Origin of the sequence: Pseudomonas palmensis (assembly GCF_017848315.1) — a bacterium.
Lineage (GTDB): Bacteria > Pseudomonadota > Gammaproteobacteria > Pseudomonadales > Pseudomonadaceae > Aquipseudomonas > Aquipseudomonas palmensis.
Genome location: NZ_JAFKEC010000059.1, coordinates 1 through 20110, shown reverse-complemented (window position 1 = coordinate 20110; position 20110 = coordinate 1). Strand labels below are relative to the sequence as shown.

Sequence of the window (20110 nt, the reverse complement as noted above, 5' to 3'; positions counted from 1 at the left end):
CCTTATTGCCGAGGGTGCGCAACAGCCGAGCGATGGCAGAGTGCCTTGGTGGGGCGAGGTTGGCAACGGAGTGGGCAGAAAAACCGCGTGGGCAGGTTTTGCTGGCGCTGCGCGCCAGATCGCGGGTCAAGCCCGCTCCCACGGCCTGGCGGCCAGAAGCGGAGTCTGCCCGAAGGGCGTAGGAGCCGGCGTTGCCGGCGAACGAGCGCGAAGCGGTCGCAACGCCTGAGTGCGCGGTGCATCAGGCAAACCGCATGTGCAGGTTTTACTGGCGCTGCGCACCAGATCGCGGGGCAAGGCCCGCTCCCACGGCCTGGCGGCCAGAGGCGGAGTCTGCCCGCAGGGCGTAGGAGCCGGCGTTGCCGGCGAACGAGCGCGAAGCGGTCGCAAGGCCTGAGTGCGCGGTGTATCAGGCAGACCGCATGTGCAGGTTTTACTGGCGCTGCGCACCAGATCGCGGGTCAAGGCCCGCTCCCACGGCCTGGCGGCCAGAAGCGGAGTCTGCCCGAAGGGTGTAAGAGCCGGCGTTGCCGGCGAACGAGCGCGAAGCGGTCGCAACGCCTGAGTGCGCGGTGCATCAGGCAAACCGCATGTGCAGGTTTTACTGGCGCTGCGCACCAGATCGCGGGGCAAGGCCCGCTCCCACGGCCTGGCGGCCAGAGGCGGAGTCTGCCCGCAGGGCGTAGGAGCCGGCGTTGCCGGCGAGCGAGCGCGAAGCGGTCGCAACGCCTGAGTGCGCGGTGTGTCAGGCGAACCGCGTGTGCAGGTTTTACTGGCGCTGCGCACCAGATCGCGGGCAAGGCCCGCTCCCACGACCTGGCGGCCAGAGGCAGCATCTGCCCGCAGGGCGTAGGAGCCGGCGTTGCCGGCGAACGAGCGCGAAGCGGTCGCAGGGCCTACATGCACAATGCAGGCTTTTGCTGCGAGGCCACCGCGCCAATCGCCAGGGAAGTGCCCTTCACTCACCCCCCATCATCAGGTCCAGATTCTGCACCGCCGCCCCCGCCGCGCCCTTGCCCAGGTTGTCGAACACCGCCGCCAACAGCACCTGCTCGCCATTCTCGAACACCATCAGGCGCAGGTCGTCGGTGCCGTTCATCACCTGCGGGTCCAGGTACGTCAGCGCCTTGGCCTGCTGCATCGAAAGCACCTCGACGTGCTGCAATTGCGCATAGTGCTCGGCCAGGCACGCATGCAAGCGCTCCCCGGTAACACCCGGCGCCAGCAGCCGCAGTTGCACCGGGATGGTCAGCACGATGCCCTGGCGGAACGCACCATAGGCCGGCATGAACATCGGCCGCTGGCCCAGCCCGCTGTACTGCTGGATCTCCGGCACGTGCTTGTGCGCAAGCCCCAGCCCATACGCCTGGTATGCCGGCGCCCCGGCCGCATCCGGCCCCTCGTACAGCTCGACACCGGCACGCCCGGTGCCCGAGTAGCCCGACACGGCATGCAGGCTGGCAGGGTAGTCCTGCGGCAACAGGCCGGCATCGATCAACGGCTTGAGCAGGCCGATGGCCCCGGTCGGGTAGCACCCGGGGTTGCTCACCCGCTTGGCTGATGCAATGCGCTCGGCCTGCTGCGGGCTCATCTGGGCGAAACCATAGACCCACTCCGGGTGGGTACGGTGCGCGGAACTGGCGTCGATCACCCGCACCGCCGGGTTGCGGATGCTGGCTACCGCCTCGCGCGCGGCATCGTCGGGAAGGCACAGCATGGCGATGTCGCAGGCGTTGATCGCCTCGGCGCGGTGCTGCGGGCTCTTTCTGTGTTCGGCGGGCAGGGTCAGCAACTGCAGGTCGGTTCGGCCCTGCAGGCGCTGGTGGATCTGCAACCCGGTGGTGCCCTGGTCGCCATCGATGAATACAACGGGTGTGGCCATGAGTGTGCTCGCACGTGAAAAAGGTCAGGGCTTATCTTCGATGCGCGGTTAAGATAGGAAAAGTTGAATTTGACAAAGGTCAGGTTCAGTTTTACTGAAGAGGCAGCAACCATGCGTGAAATAAGCCTGGACCGTTTGCGTACCCTGGTGGCGATTGCCGACCTGGGGTCGTTCGCCGAAGCCGCCCGGGTGCTCAACCTGGCGCCGCCCACGGTCAGCCTGCATGTCGCCGAGCTTGAAGCACGGGTGGGCGGCACCCTGCTTTCGCGCACCCGTGGCAACGTGCAGCCCACCGCCATCGGCGAAACCCTGGTGGAGCGCGCCCGCCGCCTGCTGGCCGACGCGCAGCAGGCACTGGACGATGTGCAGCGCCAGGTGCTGGGCCTGGCCGGGCGCGTGCGATTGGGGGCGTCCACCGGGGCGATTGCGCAACTGATGCCCCAGGCGCTGGAAACCCTGGGCCATGCACACCCCGGCATCGATGTGCAGGTGGCGGTGCTGACCTCGCGCGAAACGCTCAACAAGCTCGCCGAGGGCTCGCTGGACATCGGCCTGGTGGCCCTGCCGCAAAGCCCGGTGAAGGGGCTGAGCATCGAGCCCTGGCGGCGCGACCCGGTCATGGCGTACCTGCCGGCACGCTGGGACTGCCCGGCGCAGGTCACGCCCGAGTGGCTGGCGACCCAGCCGCTGATTCTCAACGACAGCAGCACCGGGCTGTCACGCCTGACCTCGGAGTGGTTCAACGCGGCCGGCCAGCAGCCGGCGCCGCGCATCCAGCTCAACTACAACGATGCGATCAAGAGCCTGGTGGCTGCCGGCTACGGCGCCACCCTGCTGCCCAACGAGGGCTCCACGCCGCTGGCCGATGCGCGCATCGTGATGCGCCCGTTGCAGCCGCTGCTGTGGCGCCAGCTGGGCATCGCGCACCGCAGCGGCGAGGTGGAGCGTGCCACCGGCCATGTGCTGCAGGTGCTGTGGGGCTTGAGCGCGGGGTAGGGCGGGGCGGCGCAGACCTGTAGAATCCCCGCCAGGACCGCAAGGTCACCCTGTTTCCGGAGCCAGACGCCGCATGCCTGTCATCACCCTGCTGCAAACACCCCCCGACGAACCGATCAAGGGCCAGATCCTGCAGATGGTGGTCGACTACCTGACCGACATCAGCAGTGTGGCCCTGCCGCCGAGCAACCCGCTGTACAGCCTCTACCAGTACGGCATCGGCTATGAGGTGCACCTGTACCTGGAGGCCCTGAGTGGCGCGCGCGGCATCCCGGTGGAGCTGCTGGTGGCCACCGACGAGCAGGACCCCTCGCGGCTGCTGGGGTTCGTGCTGTACCTGCCGGTGCAGGACGACCCCCAGGCCTGTGCGGTGGCGTACATGGCGGTACTGGCCGGGCATCGGCGCCAGGGCATCGCCCGGGCCCTGCTGGGGCAGGTGCGCGAGCGCTACCCGCACGTGGAGCTGGCCTGCGCCGTGGGCAAGGTTGCGTATTTCGAGGCGATGGGCTTTCAGGTGCTGGGGGCACGCGGGCCGCAGGTATTGATGAACACCCGCGATCATGCCACCGAGGGGCTGCTGGCGGTGCTCGACGTGGCGCCGATCTACCGCACCCTTGAGGTCCAGCAGATTCACGCCTACCTGCTCAAGCAGCACGGCAAGCGGGCCATGGTGGACGCCGAAAAGCAGCGCGACCGTCATCTGGATCAACTCACCCGCCAGGCGAGGGCATTCGTGCAGCAGCGCCTTGGCGACACGGGCGCGCAGGCCGCTGCCAGCCTGCGGCTGGTGTGAGGGTAGGGGCGTCAACCGGTGGATTTGTGCGCAGGGCAAGGAACGCCGGCCGGCACTGCGCATCCAAGCTCGATAGCGGCGCACAGGCAGGTATTGATAATGCGTCGCATCCCGTGGTGCTACGAAAGCAACACAAAATCCCGCATCATGGGCGCAGTTTGTTCAAGGGAGAGTTACATGCACGACTTATCATCCAGGCTGCGTCTGGGCGCGTTGGCGCTGGGCATGCTTGTCACCACGCTGGCGGTGGCGAGCGACGAGACGCAACTGGTCGAGTCGATCAATGGCTATCGCAGCCAGTCGCAACGTTGTGCCGAGCAGGTGTCGCTGGAGCTGCCGCCGCTGGCCAGCGACCCGCGCCTGGTGCTCCCGGCCAACGGTGTCGGTGACTTGCAACAGGCGCTGGTGAAGGCCTCGTACCCGATGGTCAGCGTGCAGGCCATCAGCCTGTCGGGGCCGCGCGATGCAGCGGCAGCGATGAAGGCGATCCAGGAGAGCTTCTGCAAGGTGGTGCTCGACCCGCAGTTCGTCGATGTGGGCGTGAGCCGCGAAGGGCGTGACTGGCGCATCGTGCTGGCGCGCCCACTGCTCAGTGCCAAGCTGGCGGAGTCGCAGGTGGAGGGGCAGAAGCTGCTCGACGCGATCAACAGTGCGCGGGCCCAGCCGCGCCAGTGCGGCGCCCAGGCCTATGCGGCCAGCGCGCCGCTGGCCTGGAATACCACCCTGGCAGAGGCCTCACAGGGCCATACGCGGGCCATGGCCAACGGCAATTTCTTCGACCACCGCGACCGTGACGGGCGCATGCCGGGCGACCGCGCCGAGTTGCAGGGCTACAGCTATCAGCTGATCGGGGAAAACATCGCCGCCGGGCAGGACAACGTGCGCAAGGTGGTCGATGGCTGGCTGGCCAGCGCCGGGCATTGCGCCAACCTGATGAACCCGCAGTTCAAGGAGCTGGGCGCGGCCTATGCGGTGGACCCCAAGAGCGATGCGGGGATCTACTGGACGGCGATGTTCGGGACGAAGTGACAGCATCGCGGGTCAAGCCCGCTCCCACAAGGCACACCGCCATCCTTGTGGGAGCGGGCTTGACCCGCGAGAGGCCGGCGCCGACCTATACCAGTACCTTGGTCATGGGCACACACGCCAGGTCGATGCCCCGGGGTGAGTGATAGAGCGCTGTCGCTTCGCCCACATAACCACACTGTCGATAGAAGGCTGCTGCGTTCAGCGTGGCGTCCAGGTTCACCTGCGCCAGCCCCAGGTTGCGCGCGAGCGCTTCAAGAAACGCCAGCATCTGTTTGCCCAGGCCTTGCTGCATGTACCCCGGCAACACGAAGATCGCCCCGATTTCACGGGCATTCACATCCAGCATGCCGGTTGCCACCGGCTCACCTTCGATGCACCCCATGTAGAAGTGACTGGCCATGAGGCTGGCGTAGCCATCCTCGGCCGTGCCCGCCGTCCAGGCCAGCATCTGTTCTGCCGGGTAGGCCCCGATGCAGTGATGACGGACTGCCTCCCGACGTATGTCGTAGGCCACCTGGGCATCGGCGCTGGTAGCGGTTCTGATGGTGAGCATTTCACAGTCCATTGGTTCAGGAGGAGGTTGCGGTGGCACTGGCAGTATCGCTGCGGTGGCAGTTCAGGCACCAGACCACGCCACCGACCAGCAGCGCAATAGCAACCAGCTCCAGCGCACCGGGCAGCCGCTGTTCCCACAAAAAGCCGAACAGCAGCGCCGCCAGGGTTTCCACCACCAGCACCTGGCCGCTGAGCGCCAGCGGCAGCAGCCGGCTGGCCTGGTTCCAGAAGGCGCCGCCGACCACCGACGATAGCAGCGCCACGCCCGCGGCCACCAGCACGAAGTGAACCCAGGTTGCCGCGCCATGGGCCGCCACTTCAGGGCCCAGCACCGGGATCGCCAGCACCAGCGCCTGTGCGCCGGTCATCAGGCCCGTGAGCAAGGCCCAGTCGTGGGAGGACACGCCGCCGACCAGGGCCAGCCGGCGGGCGTTGGCCACCGCGTACCAGCTCCAGCTCACCAGCGCGCCCACGGCGCACAGCAGGCCGGCTATCACCTGGCCGCTGCTGGTGCGGGTGTCGGCGCCGCTGTGCAACGCATCGAGGCTGATCAGGGCCACGCCGGCCATCGCCAGCGTCAGCGAGGGGATCAGCCGCCGCACAGGCACCGCGTTGGCGTCATGGCGCCCCGCCAGGGTCACCAGCACCGGGATCAGACCGACGATCAACGAGGTGGTGGCGATGCCGACCAGTTGCACGCCGCTGCCCACCAGCGAGTAGTACACCAGGTTGCCCACCAGGCTCAGCCAGAACAGCGAGACCCAGTCGGCACGGGTGAGCTGCGCGCATACCCGGTGCAGGCGCGGCATCAGCAGCACCAGCGAAAACAGCCCGTAACACAGGAACCGCAGTACCGCGAACTGCACCCCGCTCAACCCTGGGGTGAGTTCGGGGCCCAGGAAGATCACGCCCCAGCACACCCCGGCCGCCACGCCGTAGCCAAGCCCCTTTACCAACGAACGATCAGCGAACATCGCACCACCCCTGCCGTGAAAGGTGCCCAGCATGCGGGTTTTGCCGGTGGTGGTATTGGCGCCGACTGCGGGGTTTTTTACCCAGGCTGTTGCTGGCGCCTGCGGTAGGCGGCGGGGGTGATGCCGCCCACCCGCTGCATGGCGCGGGTGAGGGCGGCCTGGTCGCTGAAGCCGCTGCGCAGGGCGATCTCGGCAATCGGCAGGTGGCTGTCGCCCAGCCAGCGCTGGGCCTGCTCGATCCGTACGCGGGTCAGCCAGCCCTGCGGGGTGCAGTCATGCAGCTCGCGAAAGCGCTGATGCAGCTGGCTGAGGCTCATGCCCGCGACATGGGCCATGCGTTCGTTGCTCCAGGCGGCGGCTGGTCGGGCGTGTACCTGGGCAATCAGGCGGTTGAGGCCGGGGTTCGGCTGCACCGGCAGGGCGGCCAGCGACGCCAGCAGCAAGGGCGCCAGGTGCGTTGCAGTGGCCGCCAGCTGGTCACGGCCGATGAGCTCGGCATATTCGATCAGGCGCCGGGTAGCGGGCGGGATGGTGACATAGGTGCGTTGCGCCAGCGCCGTGAACGGCTGGCCGTGCAGTGCATCGGGGGCACAGTCGAGCACCAGGAAGCGACTGCCGGGCTGCGCCAGCTGCGCGTGCTGCGAACCGGGTCGCACCAGCGCCGCCAGGGCATTGTCGATGCTGCCGCCACGGCCATCCACGTCGATTTCCATGCGCCCGCAGATGGGCAGCACCAGTTGCGTGAAGTCATGCTGGTGATGAGCGCTTTCAGCCTGATAGCTGCGAATATCGAGGTTCAAGACCAATGGTGCACTCCTGGCGTCAGACGTCGGCATGGCCGCCGTGCGCACAGGCTATCCTCGACCCTCTGAACATTCAATCGCACGTGCGCGCCCCAGCCGACAGCCGGCTGTTCGAGATGATCGCACAGTGCCACAATGCGGCATACCAGCGCTTCACCATAGCGGGCATAGCCAATGGATCATCCCTTTTCGCACCCTGATGCCACTGTGGCGCAACTGGCCCGTACCGACCGTTTGCAGTTGCTGTTCCGTCAGTCGCTGACCGCGGTATACGGCAGCTTTCTTGGCGCAGTGATGCTGTGCTGGCTGTGCTGGGACTACATCGAACACAACGTCGCGTTGAGCTGGATCGGCGTGCTGAGCGTGGCGACCCTGTCGCGCATCGTGCTGTTCACCGCTTACTACCGCAGCCCCGAGACCAGCCATACCCCGTCGCGCTGGGAACGCAGATACTGGGTCACCCTGGTGTTCAGTGCCGGCGTGTGGGGCCTGGGGGCGCTGGCGGTGATGCCGCACGACAGCCTGCTGGCCCAGGCGATCGTGCTGTTGTTCGCCGTGGGCATGTCGGGCAGCGCGGTGTCCTGCTATTACGCCTACCGCTCGATGACCCTGGCCGCCATCGGCCTGGTGCTGCTGCCCTGCACGCTGTGGCTGCTGTTTCAGCCCTCGCAGCTGCAGACCGGCATGGCCCTGGCGGTGCTGGTGTTTTCCTCGTTCATGCTGCGCGCCACCGGCAAGCTCTGCGCGGCGCTGGAGAAGGCGTTATGCCTGACCCACGAGATGGAACGCGCGCACCACATCGCCAGCAGCGCGGCGCAAACCGATGAGCTGACCGGCCTGAAGAACCGCCGGGCGTTCTTCGAACATGCCCAGCAGTTGTACTCCCACAGCCAGCGCGAGCAGCGCCCGCTGTGCGCATTGATGCTGGACATCGATCACTTCAAGCGCATCAACGACACCTACGGTCATCAGGTCGGCGACGAGGTGCTGCGCCAGATCGGCGGGGTGATCAAGGCCTCGTTCCGCGACACCGACGTGTACGGTCGGCTGGGCGGGGAGGAGTTCGCGGTGCTGCTGGCCGACACCCCGATGGACACGGCGCTGGGCATCGCCGAACAGTTGGCGCAAGCCATCGCCCAATTGCAGTTCGTGCACCACAGCGACGGCCGCCAGGGCATGACGGCCAGCTTCGGCGTGGCGGTGGCCAGTGCGGCGCACAGCGACCTGCACACCTTGCTCAACAGCGCCGACCAGGCGATGTACCGCGCCAAGGCCCAGGGGCGCAATCAGGTGGTGGCGGCCGACTGACCGCCTGTGCACTGCAACTGAACGTTCGGCCACGCCCGGCACTCACTAGAGCTGAGTGACCCAGAGGACAATGCCATGTCGGTTGACCGCAATACGCCTGAACTCAAAGCCTGGTATGCCGTGCTGGACGATCAGAGTTACCGGCTGGAATCGCCGGATGCCTACCACCAGGCCCTGGTCAGCCTGGCCCAGGCGCTGCTGGACGACGGTGCCATCGAATGGGACGACTGGCTGGCGCTCAAGGCCATGGCCGATGAGGCGAACACGCACGCCATCGAAGCGGCCGTGGAGGCCAAGGTCGACGACCCGGATACCTGATCGCCAGGGAGGTGCGGATGAAAACGCTGAAGATCGCCACATTCAACATCAACGGCCTGCGGGCGCGGCTGCCCAACCTGCTGGCCTGGCTGGAGCGGGAACAGCCCGACATCGCCTGCCTGCAGGAGCTCAAGGCGGTAGACAGCGCGTTCCCTGTGGCTGACTTCGAAGCCCTCGGCTATGGCTGCCTGCACCATGGCCAGGCGTCGTGGAACGGCGTGGCGATTCTGGCCCGTGACGCGCAACCGCTGGAGGTGCGCCGCGGCTTGCCGGGAAGCGAGGACGATACGCAAAGCCGGTATCTCGAAGCGGCGGTGCTGGGCATTCAGGTCGGCTGCCTGTACCTGCCCAATGGCAACCCGCAACCGGGGCCCAAGTTCGACTACAAGCTGGCCTGGTTCGAACGCCTGATCGCCCACGCCCAGGGCCTGGTGAACAGCGAGCACCCGGTGCTGCTGGCCGGCGACTTCAATGTGGTGCCCACCGACCTGGATATCTACAACCCGCGCTCCTGGCTCAAGGACGCGCTGCTGCAGCCCGAAAGCCGCGAATGCTACCAGCGCCTGCTGGCCCAGGGCTGGACGGACGCTATCCGCCACCTGTACCCGGACGAGCGGGTGTACACCTTCTGGGACTATTTTCGCCAGCACTGGCAGAAGAACTCGGGGCTGCGCATCGACCACCTGCTGCTCAACCCGCCGCTGGCCAGGCGCCTGAAAAACGCCGGGGTCGACGCCTGGGTGCGCAACGAAGCGCATGCCAGCGACCATGCACCCACCTGGATCGAACTCAAGGCCGCTCGATGAGCCCCTTGTTGCGCATCGGCTGTGCCGGCTGGAGCCTGCCGCGCGCGTACTGGCCGGCGTTCGCCGAGCAGGGCACGCACCTGCAGCGATATGCGTCGCGCCTGCCGGCCGTGGAAATCAACAGCTCGTTCTACCGCCCGCACCAGCCCGCCACCTATGCGCGCTGGGCTCAGGCGGTACCGCCAGGCTTCGCATTCTCGGTCAAGGTGCCCAAGCAGATCACCCATGTGCAACGCCTGCATGACTGCGCCGGGTTGCTGGATGCGTTTGTGCAGCAGTGCACGCAGTTGGGCGAGCGCCTGGGATGCCTGCTGGTGCAGACCCCGCCATCGCTGGCCTGCGAGCCGCAGGTGGCGCAGGCGTTCTTCGGTGCACTGCGTGAGCGCTACGCCGGCGCGGTGGCGTTCGAGCCGCGCCATGCCTCCTGGGCCGACGCCGGGGCGCTGCTCGAACGCTGGCGCATTGCCCAGGTGGGGGCCGACCCCAGCCCCATCGGTGCCGTGCAGCCAGGTGGCTGGGCCGGCTTGCGCTATTGGCGTCTGCACGGCTCGCCACGCCTCTATCACAGCGCCTATGGGCACGAACGCCTGGCACTGCTGGCCCAGGACATACGCCAGGCCCTGGAGGCCGGTGTGGAGTGCTGGTGCATCTTCGACAACACCGCCAGCGGCGCTGCGGTAGGCGATGCACTGGGCCTGCTGCAACTGCTGGAGGACACATAAGGCAATTTGCTGGCCCCGACGCCTTTTCATCCTTGGCAAACTCGCCGCCTTTCAACGGGTTAGGATGACTTCATGCGAGGTTTCGTGATGACCGTGGCCGTGTGCGCACTGGCCACCTTCTCGCTGGCGACGCACGCCAAGGCGCTGAACAAGAATGACCGCTTCGTGTGCAGCTGGGGTTCGGAGATTGCCGCCGGCGCGCAGCAGTCCAAGCTGTCCGGGGTCACGCTGTATGCCGCGCGCAAGCGCCTGCAATCGCGCAAGTTCCCCAAGCCGTGGATGCGCATGACGGCCATGGGCATTACCGAACAGACCTACAACAGCCGCTCGCGGCTCAAGCCGCCAGCCATCAAGCAGACCTACTACGAACAGTGCGCGCGCCATGCCATGGCGCAGCGCTAGGCGCCGAGCAGGCGCTCGATCCGGGCCAGTTCCCAGGTGCTGAGCAGGTAGACCGGGTCGGTGCCGTAGCGCAGGCCAGGCTCGTACACCCGGCCATCCGGGCTCTGGCAGCGCTGGCAGTGGTGCAGGTGGCCGTGTTCGACATCCAGGCTCAACTGCCAGCCGTCGATCTGCACCTGCATCACGCCACTGGCCGGTTGCGCCTGCAGGCACTGCAGGCTGGCCAGCCCCAGGGCGGCGTCACGTAGCTGCTGGCACACCTCGCGGGCGGTGAGGGTGTGGTCAGTGGGCGCGTTCATCCATACCTCCCGGAAAAAAGCGTCACTTTATGCGGTGGCGCGGGCGATGTCTTCGCCTGCCTGAGTCGCGCTATAGTCGCCGGCTTGTCGAAGCCCAATGAACGAGGTGTGGTGTGAGAGTGCTGATCGTGCTGTTGCTGGGCCTGATGCCCATCGTTGCCCAGGCGCTTGAGGTGGGCGAGCGCGTGGCCCCGTGGACCCTGCTCGACCAGTTCGAGCAGCCGTATACCCTCAACGACGACACTGCCCTGGTGCTGGTGGCGCGCAGCATGGAGGGTGGCAAGCTGGTCAAGGCGGTGCTGGAGGGGCAGCCCAAGGGCTACCTGGAGGCGCGCAAGGGTGTGTTTGTCGCCGACGTGCAGCGCATGCCGGCGCTGATCGCCAAGCTGTTCGCCATCCCGGCCATGCGCGACTACAGCTACCGCGTGCTGCTGGACCGCGAGGGGCGGGTGGCCTCGCGTTACCCGGGCGCCGAAGACACGGTGCTGTTGCTGCAACTGGAGCACGGGCGCGTGACGGCCAAGCAGGAAGTGGCCGATGCACAGGCACTGCGCGAGGCGCTGGCCGAGGTGAAGGCGCGTTGAAGATCCCCGCTGAGTTCATCGTTCACGAAACCGCGCACTGGGATCGCGGGCCAAGCCCGCTCCCACAGAAGCAGCGCAAACCTGTGGGAGCGGGCTTGACCCGCGATCGGGTGCGCAGCACCAGCAGGCAACTACGCCCCTCACTTCACCGGATGCGCCGCCACCGCCACCTTCAACGCCTCGGTCACCAGCTCGATCAGCACCGGCCTGGCACTGGCCTGCATGGCCTTGCCGATGTCTGGCTGCTTGCTCATTACCTTGTCGGCATACTTGGATTCGCGACCTTCGCTGGCCAGTGACGCCAGCTCCTTCGCCGAAAACGACTGGCTGTAGGCCTCGACCAGGTGCTGGTCCCACTGCGGCTGGTACTTGGGCAGCAACCCCTTGATGGCCGCCGTCACGCTCTTTTCCGCTTGCTGGCTGCCGACCTGCGCAGTCAGCAGGCCGTAGGTGTTGGTGCGCATGGCCGCCGACAGCGCAATCGGCCCCAGGTTGGCCCCGGCCTGGCTCTTGACCACGAACTCGCGCGCCGCCTCTGCGGCCGGTGCCTTGGCATAGGCGGTGCCACCCAGTCCGCTCAACGCCAGCAGGGCAAGCAGGGTATACAGAACTTTCATGATCACTCCGTTCTCGACAATCCGAATCTACTGCGCCAGGTGCTCCAGCGCGATGCCCGGCCGCTCCACATGGCGGTAGCCGGTCTGGCCGGCCACTGGCACGGGCACGCCCGGTTGCGGGGCCCTGGCCTGGGTACGATAACCCAGCGGGCTGGTGCCCAGCTCTTTCTGAAACACCCGGCGCATGCGTTCTTCGCGGCCGAAGCCGACGGTTTCGGCAATGCGCTTGATCGGCTCGCGGGTGGTCTCCAGCAGGCGGCACGCCGCTTCAAGGCGCAATGTTTCCACCGCCTGGGCCGGCGTGTCACCCGTGGCCGCCACATAGGCCCGGGCAAAATGCCGCGGGCTCATGCCGAACTGCTCGGCCAGGCGCTCCACCCGCAGGTCGCCATCCAGGTTGGCGGCGATCCAGGCATGCAGCCGGGCCAGGCGCACATCCGGTGCGGTGCGCAGCGCGTTGGACTGTGCCTGCAACGAGGCACTGAGCTGCGGTTGCCCGGCCGAGCGCCACAGGAACACCGTGAAGTAGCGTGCCAGCGCCAGGGCCGCGTGGGGGCCCAGGTCCTGCTCCACCAGTGCCAGCGCCAGGTCGATGCCCGCCGTGGCGCCGCCGCAGGTCCACAGGTTGGCGTCATTCAGGTACAGCGCGTCGGGCTGGCACTGCACGCTGGGGTAGCGTGCCTGCAACTCGTCATTGAACTTCCAGTGGGTCACCACCCGACGGCCATCGAGCAGGCCCGCAGCCGCCAGCGCGAAGGTGCCGGTGCCCACCGAGCACAGCCGGCGAATCTGCCCATGGCGCCGGCGCAGCCAGTCGCACGCGCGCGGGTCTGCTTCCAGCGCGGCCACCCCAGGGCCGCCGGCCACGATCAGGGTGTCGATGTCGCGCAGCTCCAGGTCCAGCTGCGCCAGTGAACGGGTCATCACCTCGATGCCCGACACCGTGCTGATCAGGCCGCCCTCGGGCGAGGCCAGTACCAGGCGATAGGGCGGGTGCTGTGCGAACGCGCCGGCCAGCAGGCGCGGCACGGCGCCGAACACCTCCAGCGGGCCGGCCGCATTGAGCAGCAACGCATCGTCGAAACCCAGCACCACCACCGCGCGGGGCGCGGGTGGCGTGGCAGCAAAGGAGGGGTGTTTGGCATGGAGTTGCACGGGGGGCCTCGACATACTGGGTTCAACACGAAACAAGGGGACGACAATGCCGTTATTCGCTGCTGCTGCCAAGCACCTGCACGCCCGCCGCACCACCTTGCGCGCCGTGGCGCTGTGCGCCGGCATGGTGCTGGCCCAGGCCGTCAGCGCCGCACCTGCCGCGCTGCGGGTCGGCGACCAGAGCGGGCTGGTACAAACCCTGCTGCAGGCCGCCGGGGAGGCCCAGACTCCTACCTTGCCCCTGAGCTGGCACCCGTTCCCGGCCGGCCCGGCCTTGCTCGAGGCGCTGAGTGCCGGGGCGGTGGATGTGGGGGTGGTGGGCAATGCGCCGCCGGTGTTTGCCCAGGCCGGCGGTTTCGACATCCGTATCATCGGCGTGGCCGACGGCGCTCAGAACAACAATGCGCTGCTGCTGCCACAAGGCTCGACGGTGCAACAGGTGGCCGACCTCAAGGGCCGGCGCGTGGCGGTGGCCAAGGGCTCCAGCGGCCACTACCTGCTGCTGGCCGCACTGCGCCAGGCCGGGCTAAGCCCCCGGGAGGTGAAGATCGCCTATGCCAGCCCCATCGATGCGCAAAACGCCTTTGCCAGTGGCCACCTGGACGCCTGGGCGGTGTGGTACCCCTTTGTCGGGCAGGCCACCGCCCACGGCGCCCGGGTGCTGGTGGACGGCTCGGCCTGGCCCGAGACCGGCCTTAACTTCACGGTCGCCAGCGGCCAGGCCCTGGCCGACCCGCAGCGTGCTCGACAGCTGGGCGAGCTGATGGTGCGCCTGGCCAGGGCGCAGGCGTGGGCCACCGCCCACCCGGATGCCTGGGCCCAGGCGCTGGCAGGCAGCACGCGCCTGCCCCTTGAGCTGGTGCGCGAGATGCTGGCGCACCAGCACCTGCGCTACGTGCCCATCGACCCTTCGATCATCGCCTTGCAGCAACGCCTGGCCGATGCCTTCGCCGCCGAGCGCCTGATCCCAAAACCGCTGCAGGTTGAACAGGTATTCGATAGCCGTTTCAACAGCTTGCTGCCAAAACCTGACTAAACACTTCAACTCGACCTGCCATGCCGACCTGCCGTCGGCAGGGCACCACTCACCCGGAGAAACGTCATGACTGCCCTGCACACCCCGACCCTCAAACGCCACAGGACCGGCCTGGTTGCCGTGGACCACGCCCGCAGCGCCGGGGGTTATACCCTGTTCGCACCGCAGACCGCCGACGGCAACGTGTTCCTGATCGACCTGGACGGCGAAGTGGTACACCGCTGGAAGCTGCCCCAGCGCCCCGGTCGCGACGCGGTGATACTGCCCAACGGCAACCTGGGCTACAACGGCAACCACCCCGACTCCCCCGAGCTGTTCCCCGGCTGGTCGGTGTGGCACGGCGGCGCCTTCAGTGAAGTCACCGCGCAAGGCGAGGTGGTGTGGCAGCACACCGACCTGCTGCACCACCACGATGCCCAGTGGCTGGACAACGGCCACCTGCTGTACACCACGGTCGAGCCCCTGAGCCCGGAGCTGGCCAGCCGCGTGGTGGGCGGTATTCCCGGCAGCGAGGCGGCGGGCGGGGTGATCTATGCCGACGTGGTCAAGGAGGTGGATCGCCAGGGCCAGGTGGTGTGGGAGTGGCGCAGCTGGGAGCACCTGCGCCCCGAGGACTACCCGCTGCACGACACCTTCGAGCGCTACCACTGGCCCATGACCAATGCGGTGACCCCGGGTCGCGATGGCAAGGTGATCCTCAGCTTGCGCAGCGTGTCGTCGGTGATCGCCGTGCAGCGCGGCAGCGGCGAGGTGCTGTGGCGTCTGGGCCACGATCTGGTGGCGCAGCAGCATTGCCCGAGCGAGCTGGAGAACGGCCGCATCCTGGTGTTCGACAACGGTATTTCGCGGCCCCACGTGTCGATGCCGCACTCGCGCATCCTGGAGATCGACCCGCTGACCCGGCGCATCGAATGGCAGTACGCCGATACCCCCGGCTATGCCTTCTTCACCCCGTTCATGGGCGGTGCGCAGCGCCTGCACAACGGCAACACGCTGATCACCGAGGCCAACTTCGGCCGCCTGTTCGAAGTGACGCCGGCCGGCGAGGTGGTGTGGGAGTACATCAACCCGCATTTTGCCGCCTACCCCGATGCGGCCTCGCGCCGCTACCTGCCGGGCGAGAACAACGCGATCTTCCGCGCGCACCGTTACCAGCGCGACGACATTCCCTGGCTGAAAGCCTGAACACAGCGCACCAGCACCCACCCTCACGCTCACGCACACCACGCGCAGCGAGGTACCGCCATACCCCCAAAGGAATCGATGATGAAGCTGCCTTATCCACGCCCCCTGTGCCTGGCCGCACTGGGCCTGCTGTCACTGCCTGCGTCAGCCACTGAGCCGGCCCCCACCGACGCCCCGACCCTTGCCCCGGTGACGGTCGAGGCGCGCCGGCGCAGCGAAGAGGCGCAGCACGTGCCCACCCCCATGAGCGTGCTGGGCGCCCAGGCCCTGGAGGCCCAGCGCCTGTATCGCCTGCAGGACCTGCAACAGGCCATGCCCAGCGTCAACGTGGCGTTCATGAACCCGCGCCAGTCGAGCCTGTCGATTCGCGGGCTGGGCAACAACCCGGCCAGTGACGGCCTGGAGGGCAGCGCCGGGATCTACCTCGACAACGTCTACCTGGGCCGCCCCGGCATGGCCGTGTTCGACCTGCTGGACATCGAGCAGATCGCCTTGCTGCGCGGCCCGCAAGGCACCCTGTTCGGCAAGAACACCACGGCCGGGGTGCTCAACATCGCCACCCGCCAGCCCACCTTCACCCCGCAGGGCAACGTGTCGACGTCGCTGGGCGAGGACGGCTACCGGCAGGTGCAGGGCGGTGTGTCGGGGCCGTTGACCGACACGCTGGCCGGGCGGGTGGCGGCCTACCGCACCGACGAGAACGGCTACGTGGAGAACCGGTTCGACGGCGACACCCTGGGCGGCGGCCGACGCCAGGGCTTTCGCGGGCAGTTGCTGTTCAGGCCGCAGGAAGACTTCAGCCTGCGCTGGATCGGCGACTACAACGAGGAGCACTCCAGCGCCGGCACGCGCTCGCTGTTCAGCACCGGGCCGACCATCAACGGGGTCAACCGCTATGAACAGCGGGCCCAGGCGGTGGGCGCGACGCTGGTCGACGGGCGCAGGGTCAACCTCGATGCCGACCAGCGTGTCACGGTGTTCCAGGGCGGCACCTCGCTGGAGGCGAACTGGGGGCTGGCCGGTGGCTTCACGCTGACGTCGATCAGCGCCTACCGCTGGTGGGACTTCACCCCGCGCAACGACGACGAACTGAACGTGGACGTGATGCACAACGTCGGCCAGTCGGCCCGCGACAAGCAGTATTCGCAAGAGCTGCGCCTGGCCTCGCCGCTGGGTGAGCGGTTCGATTACGTGGTGGGCGGCTATTACTTTGGCCAGCAGATGCAGAACCGCGTGTTCACCGAGTACGGGCCGTTGGCCGACACCTGGAACGGCACCCCGCAGGGCGCATTGAACGATGTGAACAGCGTGGGCCACGGCAGCATCGACACCGACAGTTTCGCCACCTTTGCCCAGGGCACCTGGCACCTGACCCCGCGCCTGGACCTGAGCCTGGGCCTGCGCGGTACCTACGAGCGCAAGCAGGCCAGGGTGACGCGCGATGCCCCGGTGGGTGGCGCGAGCGTGACGGGGGCGGCGGCAGCGGTAAGGCAGGGGCGTGTCGGCGCCTATGATTCGGGCGACCTCAGCCTCTACAGCTTCAGCCCGTCGGCGCTGGCCAGCCTGGCCTGGCGGGTGAACGACCAGGTACTGGCGTATGGCTCGTTGTCCCACGGGGAGAAGTCCGGCGGGGTCAACCTCAGCGTGGCCAGCGCCCCGGTGGCCGGCGCCGACTCGCTGCTGATCGGCAGCGAACGGGCCAACGACGCCGAACTGGGCATCAAGACCACGCTGCTGGATCAGCGCCTGCAACTCAATGCCAACCTGTTCTGGACGATTGTGCACGGCTACCAGACCAACGCCTACGACGACGCCAACCTCACCAGCTACCTGACCAACGCCGGCAGCGTGCGCAGCCGTGGCCTTGAGCTGGACAGTACCTGGCGGGTGAGCCGTGGCCTGACCCTGAGCCTGAACGGCTCGTGGAACGATGTGCGCTACCTGTCCTACGACAACGCCCCATGCCCGGCGGAGGTGGCCTTGCGCCCCGGCGCCCCGGCCGCCTGCGACCTCAGCGGGCATAACGTGGTGGGCGCGGCCAAATGGATTGCCAACACCAGCGCCAGCTACCAGTGGGACCTGGACAACGGCCTGCAACCCTACGTGAACGGCAACTACACCTGGCGCTCGCAGGCGGTGGGCACGGTGGACGATTCGCGCCTGGCGCAGTTGCCGGGGTATGCGCTGGTCAACCTGTCGGCGGGGGTGCGCGGCGACTGGGGCCAGGGCCAGTGGGACGTGTCGCTGTGGCTGAAGAACGCCTTCGACAAGACCTACTACACCACCCTGTGGAACTCGCCCAACGGCGCCTACACCGGGGTGCTGGGTACGCCGCGCACCCTGGGCATGAGTGCACGCTACGACTTCTGAGGCGTGGGCTTCAGGAGTACGCCTGCACCACCCAGCGTACCTTCGCCAGCGCCGCGCGCAGCGTGTCCAGGTCCACCGAGCCCAGCGCCAGCCTGAGTGCACGCGGCACGTGACTGGTGGTGGCGAACGGCTGTGCGGTGGACACCGCCACCTGTTCGCGCATCAGGGCGGCGGCGATCTGTTCGGCGCGGGCGTCATCGGCCAGCGGTAGCCACAGAAAATACGAAGTGGGGTGGGTGACGCAGGGCATGCCCGCCAGTACTTCGCGGGCGATGGCCTGCCTGGCCTGGGCATCGGCGCGCTTCTCGGCTTCCAGGCGCTCCACCGTGCCGTCCTCGATCCAGGCGCAGGCAATGGCGGTCATCACCCCGGGGGTATTCCAGGTGGTGGCGCGAATGGAGCGCTCCAGCGCGGCAACCTGGTGCGGCGGCGCGGCAATGAAGCCCACGCGCAGGCCGGTGGCGATGTTCTTCGACAGGCCTGACACGTACAGCGTGCGCTCCGGTGCCAGCTGGGCCAGGGGCGGCGGCGCGTCGTCGGCCAGGAAGGCGTAGGCGGCGTCCTCGATCAGGTGCAGGTTGTGGGTGCGGGCAATCGACACCAGTTGTTCGCGCTGCTCCAGGCTCATCACCCAGCCCAGCGGATTGTGCAGCGTGGGCATGCTGTACACCGCGCGTACCGGGCGGCTGCGGCACAGCCGCTGCAGGGCGCCGAGGTCCGGCCCGTGGGGCGTGACCGGAATCGGCAGCATTTCGAGGCGCAACGCCTCTGCCAGCACCTTGAACCCGGAGTAGGTGAGGGCGTCGACCGCGATCACGTCGCCGGGCTGCAGCAGGGCCATCAGCACCACGGCCAACCCGTGCTGGGCGCCGCTGACGATCAGTACCTGCTCTGGATTCACCTCTAGCCCGCAACCGAGCAGGTGCCGGGCGATGCAGGCGCGTTCATGGGCGCGCCCGGCATGGGGCTGGTAGCGCAGCAGCGCCTCCAGGTCGCCGCTCAGTGCCAGCTGGCGCAAGCCGCTGCGCAGCAGGTCGGCCTGGCCGGGCAATGCCGGGTAGTTGAAGTTCAGGTCGGCCATGCCGGCGGCCACCACCTGCTGGTCGACGCCCAGGTCGGGCGGCAGCGAGGTTTCGCGCACGAAGGTGCCGCGCCCGGTCTCGCCGCTCACCAGGCCCATCTGCTCGAGTTCGGCATATACCCGTGACGCGGTGACCAGGGCCAGGCCATGGGTCGCGGCCAGGTGACGGTGGGTGGGCAGGCGGGTGCCAGGGGCGAGCCTGCCGTCACGAATGTCGGCGGCAAAGGTGTCGACCAGGGCCTTGTAGCGCGAGCGAGGCATGTGCAGATGTATCCATGACGATTTTTTGATTGTGCTGATCGTCGGCCCTAGCATGGTTTTTGGCAAGCGTGCCCTTACCCCTGCAAACTGTCGAGCGTGACTTCAATGGAACAGACTCTCAAACCTCGTACCCTGGACGACGCCACCCGTGGCTGGATCAACGGCCTGATCGGCGTAGTGATTTTCAGCGGCTCCTTGCCGGCCACGCGCCTGGCGGTGCGGGAATTCGACCCGGTGTTCCTCACCGTGGCGCGTGCCGCCATTGCCGGTGTACTGGCGCTGGCCTTGCTGATGCTGCTCAGGCAACCGCGCCCGACCCGGGCTCAGGTAATGCCCTTGATCGTGGTGTCGCTTGGGGTGGTGGTGGGGTTTCCGCTGCTGACCGCGCTGGCCCTGCAGTACGTGACCTCGGCGCATTCGATCGTGTTCATCGGCATGCTGCCGCTGGCCACCGCGGTGTTTGGCGTGCTGCGCGGGGGCGAGCGCCCGCGCCCGGTGTTCTGGCTGTTTTCGGTGCTGGGGTGCTTGATGGTGGTGGGCTTTGCGTTGTCGCAGGGCTTGGCGGCGTCGCCCCAGGGTGACCTGCTGATGCTGCTGGCGGTGGTGGTGTGCGGCCTGGGTTATGCCGAGGGGGCGCGGTTGTCGCGGGCGCTGGGCGGTTGGCAGGTGATCTGCTGGGCGCTGCTGGTGTCGTTACCGGTGATGCTGGTGCTGACCTGGTACCTGGCGCCGTCGACGTTTGCGGGTATCAGCCTGCCGGCGTGGGTGAGCCTGGGGTATGTGTCGCTGTTCAGCATGCTGATCGGTTTCGTGTTCTGGTACCGCGGCCTGGCCCAGGGCGGGATTGCGGCAGTGGGGCAGTTGCAGCTGCTGCAGCCGTTCTTTGGCCTGGCCTTGGCGGCGGGGTTGCTGGGCGAGCAGGTCAGCCCGGGTA

At 67.7% G+C, this 20110-nt stretch carries 21 protein-coding genes; 13 read left to right on the top strand and 8 right to left on the bottom strand.

Translation table 11 applies throughout. From position 1 onward, the window contains the following. Positions 1 to 958: 958 nt before the first annotated feature. The gene (gene argC, locus JZZ72_RS23205) at positions 959 to 1882 is read right to left on the bottom strand and encodes an N-acetyl-gamma-glutamyl-phosphate reductase (RefSeq protein WP_210015220.1); all 924 of its coding nucleotides are present in this window, start codon (positions 1880 to 1882) and stop codon (positions 959 to 961) included. Positions 1883 to 1993: 111 nt separating this feature from the next. On the opposite strand from argC, the gene JZZ72_RS23200 reads away from it, so the two are divergent. From JZZ72_RS23200 to JZZ72_RS23190, 3 genes are all read left to right on the top strand, one after another. Beyond that, on the top strand, positions 1994 to 2878 hold the full coding sequence (locus JZZ72_RS23200; protein WP_043860492.1) for a LysR family transcriptional regulator: 885 nt from the start codon (positions 1994 to 1996) through the stop codon (positions 2876 to 2878). A gap of 73 nt (positions 2879 to 2951) precedes the next feature. Next, a complete protein-coding gene (locus JZZ72_RS23195) occupies positions 2952 to 3671 on the top strand; it encodes a GNAT family N-acetyltransferase (protein ID WP_043860493.1) in 720 nt (239 codons plus the stop codon). Between the two features lie 177 nt (positions 3672 to 3848). After that, positions 3849 to 4700: a CAP domain-containing protein gene (locus tag JZZ72_RS23190; protein WP_043860494.1), complete on the top strand. Its 852-nt coding sequence runs from the start codon at positions 3849 to 3851 to the stop codon at positions 4698 to 4700. An 85-nt stretch (positions 4701 to 4785) separates the two neighbouring features. Here JZZ72_RS23190 and JZZ72_RS23185 read toward each other — a convergent pair whose 3' ends face one another. From JZZ72_RS23185 to JZZ72_RS23175, 3 genes are all read right to left on the bottom strand, one after another. Beyond that, complete coding sequence (locus JZZ72_RS23185) at positions 4786 to 5253, bottom strand: GNAT family N-acetyltransferase (RefSeq protein WP_210015219.1); 468 nt, start codon at positions 5251 to 5253, stop codon at positions 4786 to 4788. A gap of 16 nt (positions 5254 to 5269) precedes the next feature. Continuing rightward, on the bottom strand, positions 5270 to 6229 hold the full coding sequence (locus tag JZZ72_RS23180; protein WP_078480222.1) for a DMT family transporter: 960 nt from the start codon (positions 6227 to 6229) through the stop codon (positions 5270 to 5272). Positions 6230 to 6306: 77 nt separating this feature from the next. Beyond that, positions 6307 to 7035 carry an AraC family transcriptional regulator gene (locus JZZ72_RS23175; RefSeq protein WP_054915355.1) on the bottom strand — a complete coding sequence of 243 codons (729 nt, stop codon included), beginning with the start codon at positions 7033 to 7035 and terminating at the stop codon, positions 6307 to 6309. 171 nt (positions 7036 to 7206) lie between these two features. Here JZZ72_RS23175 and JZZ72_RS23170 point away from each other — a divergent pair, with 171 nt between their 5' ends. The 5 genes from JZZ72_RS23170 (at position 7207) to JZZ72_RS23150 (ending at position 10588) form a co-directional block, all read left to right on the top strand. Further along, on the top strand, positions 7207 to 8340 hold the full coding sequence (locus JZZ72_RS23170) for a GGDEF domain-containing protein (RefSeq protein ID WP_043860497.1): 1134 nt from the start codon (positions 7207 to 7209) through the stop codon (positions 8338 to 8340). A gap of 75 nt (positions 8341 to 8415) precedes the next feature. Continuing rightward, positions 8416 to 8658, top strand: coding sequence for a hypothetical protein (locus JZZ72_RS23165; RefSeq protein WP_054915353.1), 243 nt, complete (start codon positions 8416 to 8418; stop codon positions 8656 to 8658). A gap of 17 nt (positions 8659 to 8675) precedes the next feature. Further along, the gene (gene xth / locus JZZ72_RS23160) at positions 8676 to 9464 is read left to right on the top strand and encodes an exodeoxyribonuclease III (protein WP_043860499.1); all 789 of its coding nucleotides are present in this window, start codon (positions 8676 to 8678) and stop codon (positions 9462 to 9464) included. Further along, positions 9461 to 10186, top strand: coding sequence for a DUF72 domain-containing protein (locus tag JZZ72_RS23155; RefSeq protein ID WP_088515363.1), 726 nt, complete (start codon positions 9461 to 9463; stop codon positions 10184 to 10186). The genes xth and JZZ72_RS23155 overlap by 4 nt, the downstream gene beginning before the upstream one ends. Before the next feature lie 72 nt (positions 10187 to 10258). After that, positions 10259 to 10588, top strand: a complete 330-nt coding sequence (locus JZZ72_RS23150) for a hypothetical protein (protein ID WP_043860501.1) — start codon at positions 10259 to 10261, stop codon at positions 10586 to 10588. On the opposite strand, the gene JZZ72_RS23145 is transcribed toward JZZ72_RS23150, so the two are convergent. Beyond that, on the bottom strand, positions 10585 to 10887 hold the full coding sequence (locus tag JZZ72_RS23145; protein ID WP_043860502.1) for a DUF7693 family protein: 303 nt from the start codon (positions 10885 to 10887) through the stop codon (positions 10585 to 10587). The two genes, JZZ72_RS23150 and JZZ72_RS23145, sit on opposite strands and share 4 nt — an antisense overlap. Positions 10888 to 11033: 146 nt before the next feature. Here JZZ72_RS23145 and JZZ72_RS23140 point away from each other — a divergent pair, with 146 nt between their 5' ends. Beyond that, on the top strand, positions 11034 to 11471 hold the full coding sequence (locus JZZ72_RS23140; RefSeq protein ID WP_213086014.1) for an FAD/FMN-containing dehydrogenase: 438 nt from the start codon (positions 11034 to 11036) through the stop codon (positions 11469 to 11471). 140 nt (positions 11472 to 11611) lie between these two features. Here the strand turns inward: JZZ72_RS23140 and JZZ72_RS23135 are convergent, their stop codons facing one another. Then, entirely contained in the window at positions 11612 to 12088 is a 477-nt protein-coding gene (locus JZZ72_RS23135) for a hypothetical protein (RefSeq protein WP_043860504.1), read from the bottom strand. A gap of 27 nt (positions 12089 to 12115) precedes the next feature. Continuing rightward, complete coding sequence (locus JZZ72_RS23130; RefSeq protein ID WP_236171670.1) at positions 12116 to 13243, bottom strand: GlxA family transcriptional regulator; 1128 nt, start codon at positions 13241 to 13243, stop codon at positions 12116 to 12118. A gap of 46 nt (positions 13244 to 13289) precedes the next feature. Between JZZ72_RS23130 and JZZ72_RS23125 the strand changes: the two genes are divergently transcribed. The 3 genes from JZZ72_RS23125 (at position 13290) to JZZ72_RS23115 (ending at position 17834) form a co-directional block, all read left to right on the top strand. After that, positions 13290 to 14279, top strand: a complete 990-nt coding sequence (locus JZZ72_RS23125) for an ABC transporter substrate-binding protein (protein WP_210015217.1) — start codon at positions 13290 to 13292, stop codon at positions 14277 to 14279. Between the two features lie 66 nt (positions 14280 to 14345). Continuing rightward, complete coding sequence (locus tag JZZ72_RS23120; protein ID WP_043860506.1) at positions 14346 to 15464, top strand: aryl-sulfate sulfotransferase; 1119 nt, start codon at positions 14346 to 14348, stop codon at positions 15462 to 15464. Between the two features lie 81 nt (positions 15465 to 15545). After that, positions 15546 to 17834, top strand: coding sequence for a TonB-dependent receptor (locus JZZ72_RS23115; protein ID WP_210015216.1), 2289 nt, complete (start codon positions 15546 to 15548; stop codon positions 17832 to 17834). Positions 17835 to 17844: 10 nt separating this feature from the next. On the opposite strand, the gene JZZ72_RS23110 is transcribed toward JZZ72_RS23115, so the two are convergent. Beyond that, positions 17845 to 19176, bottom strand: a complete 1332-nt coding sequence (locus JZZ72_RS23110) for an aminotransferase-like domain-containing protein (protein ID WP_054915346.1) — start codon at positions 19174 to 19176, stop codon at positions 17845 to 17847. A 105-nt stretch (positions 19177 to 19281) separates the two neighbouring features. On the opposite strand from JZZ72_RS23110, the gene JZZ72_RS23105 reads away from it, so the two are divergent. After that, the coding region (locus JZZ72_RS23105) for a DMT family transporter (protein WP_210015215.1) at positions 19282 to 20110 on the top strand (829 nt) is incomplete at its 3' end.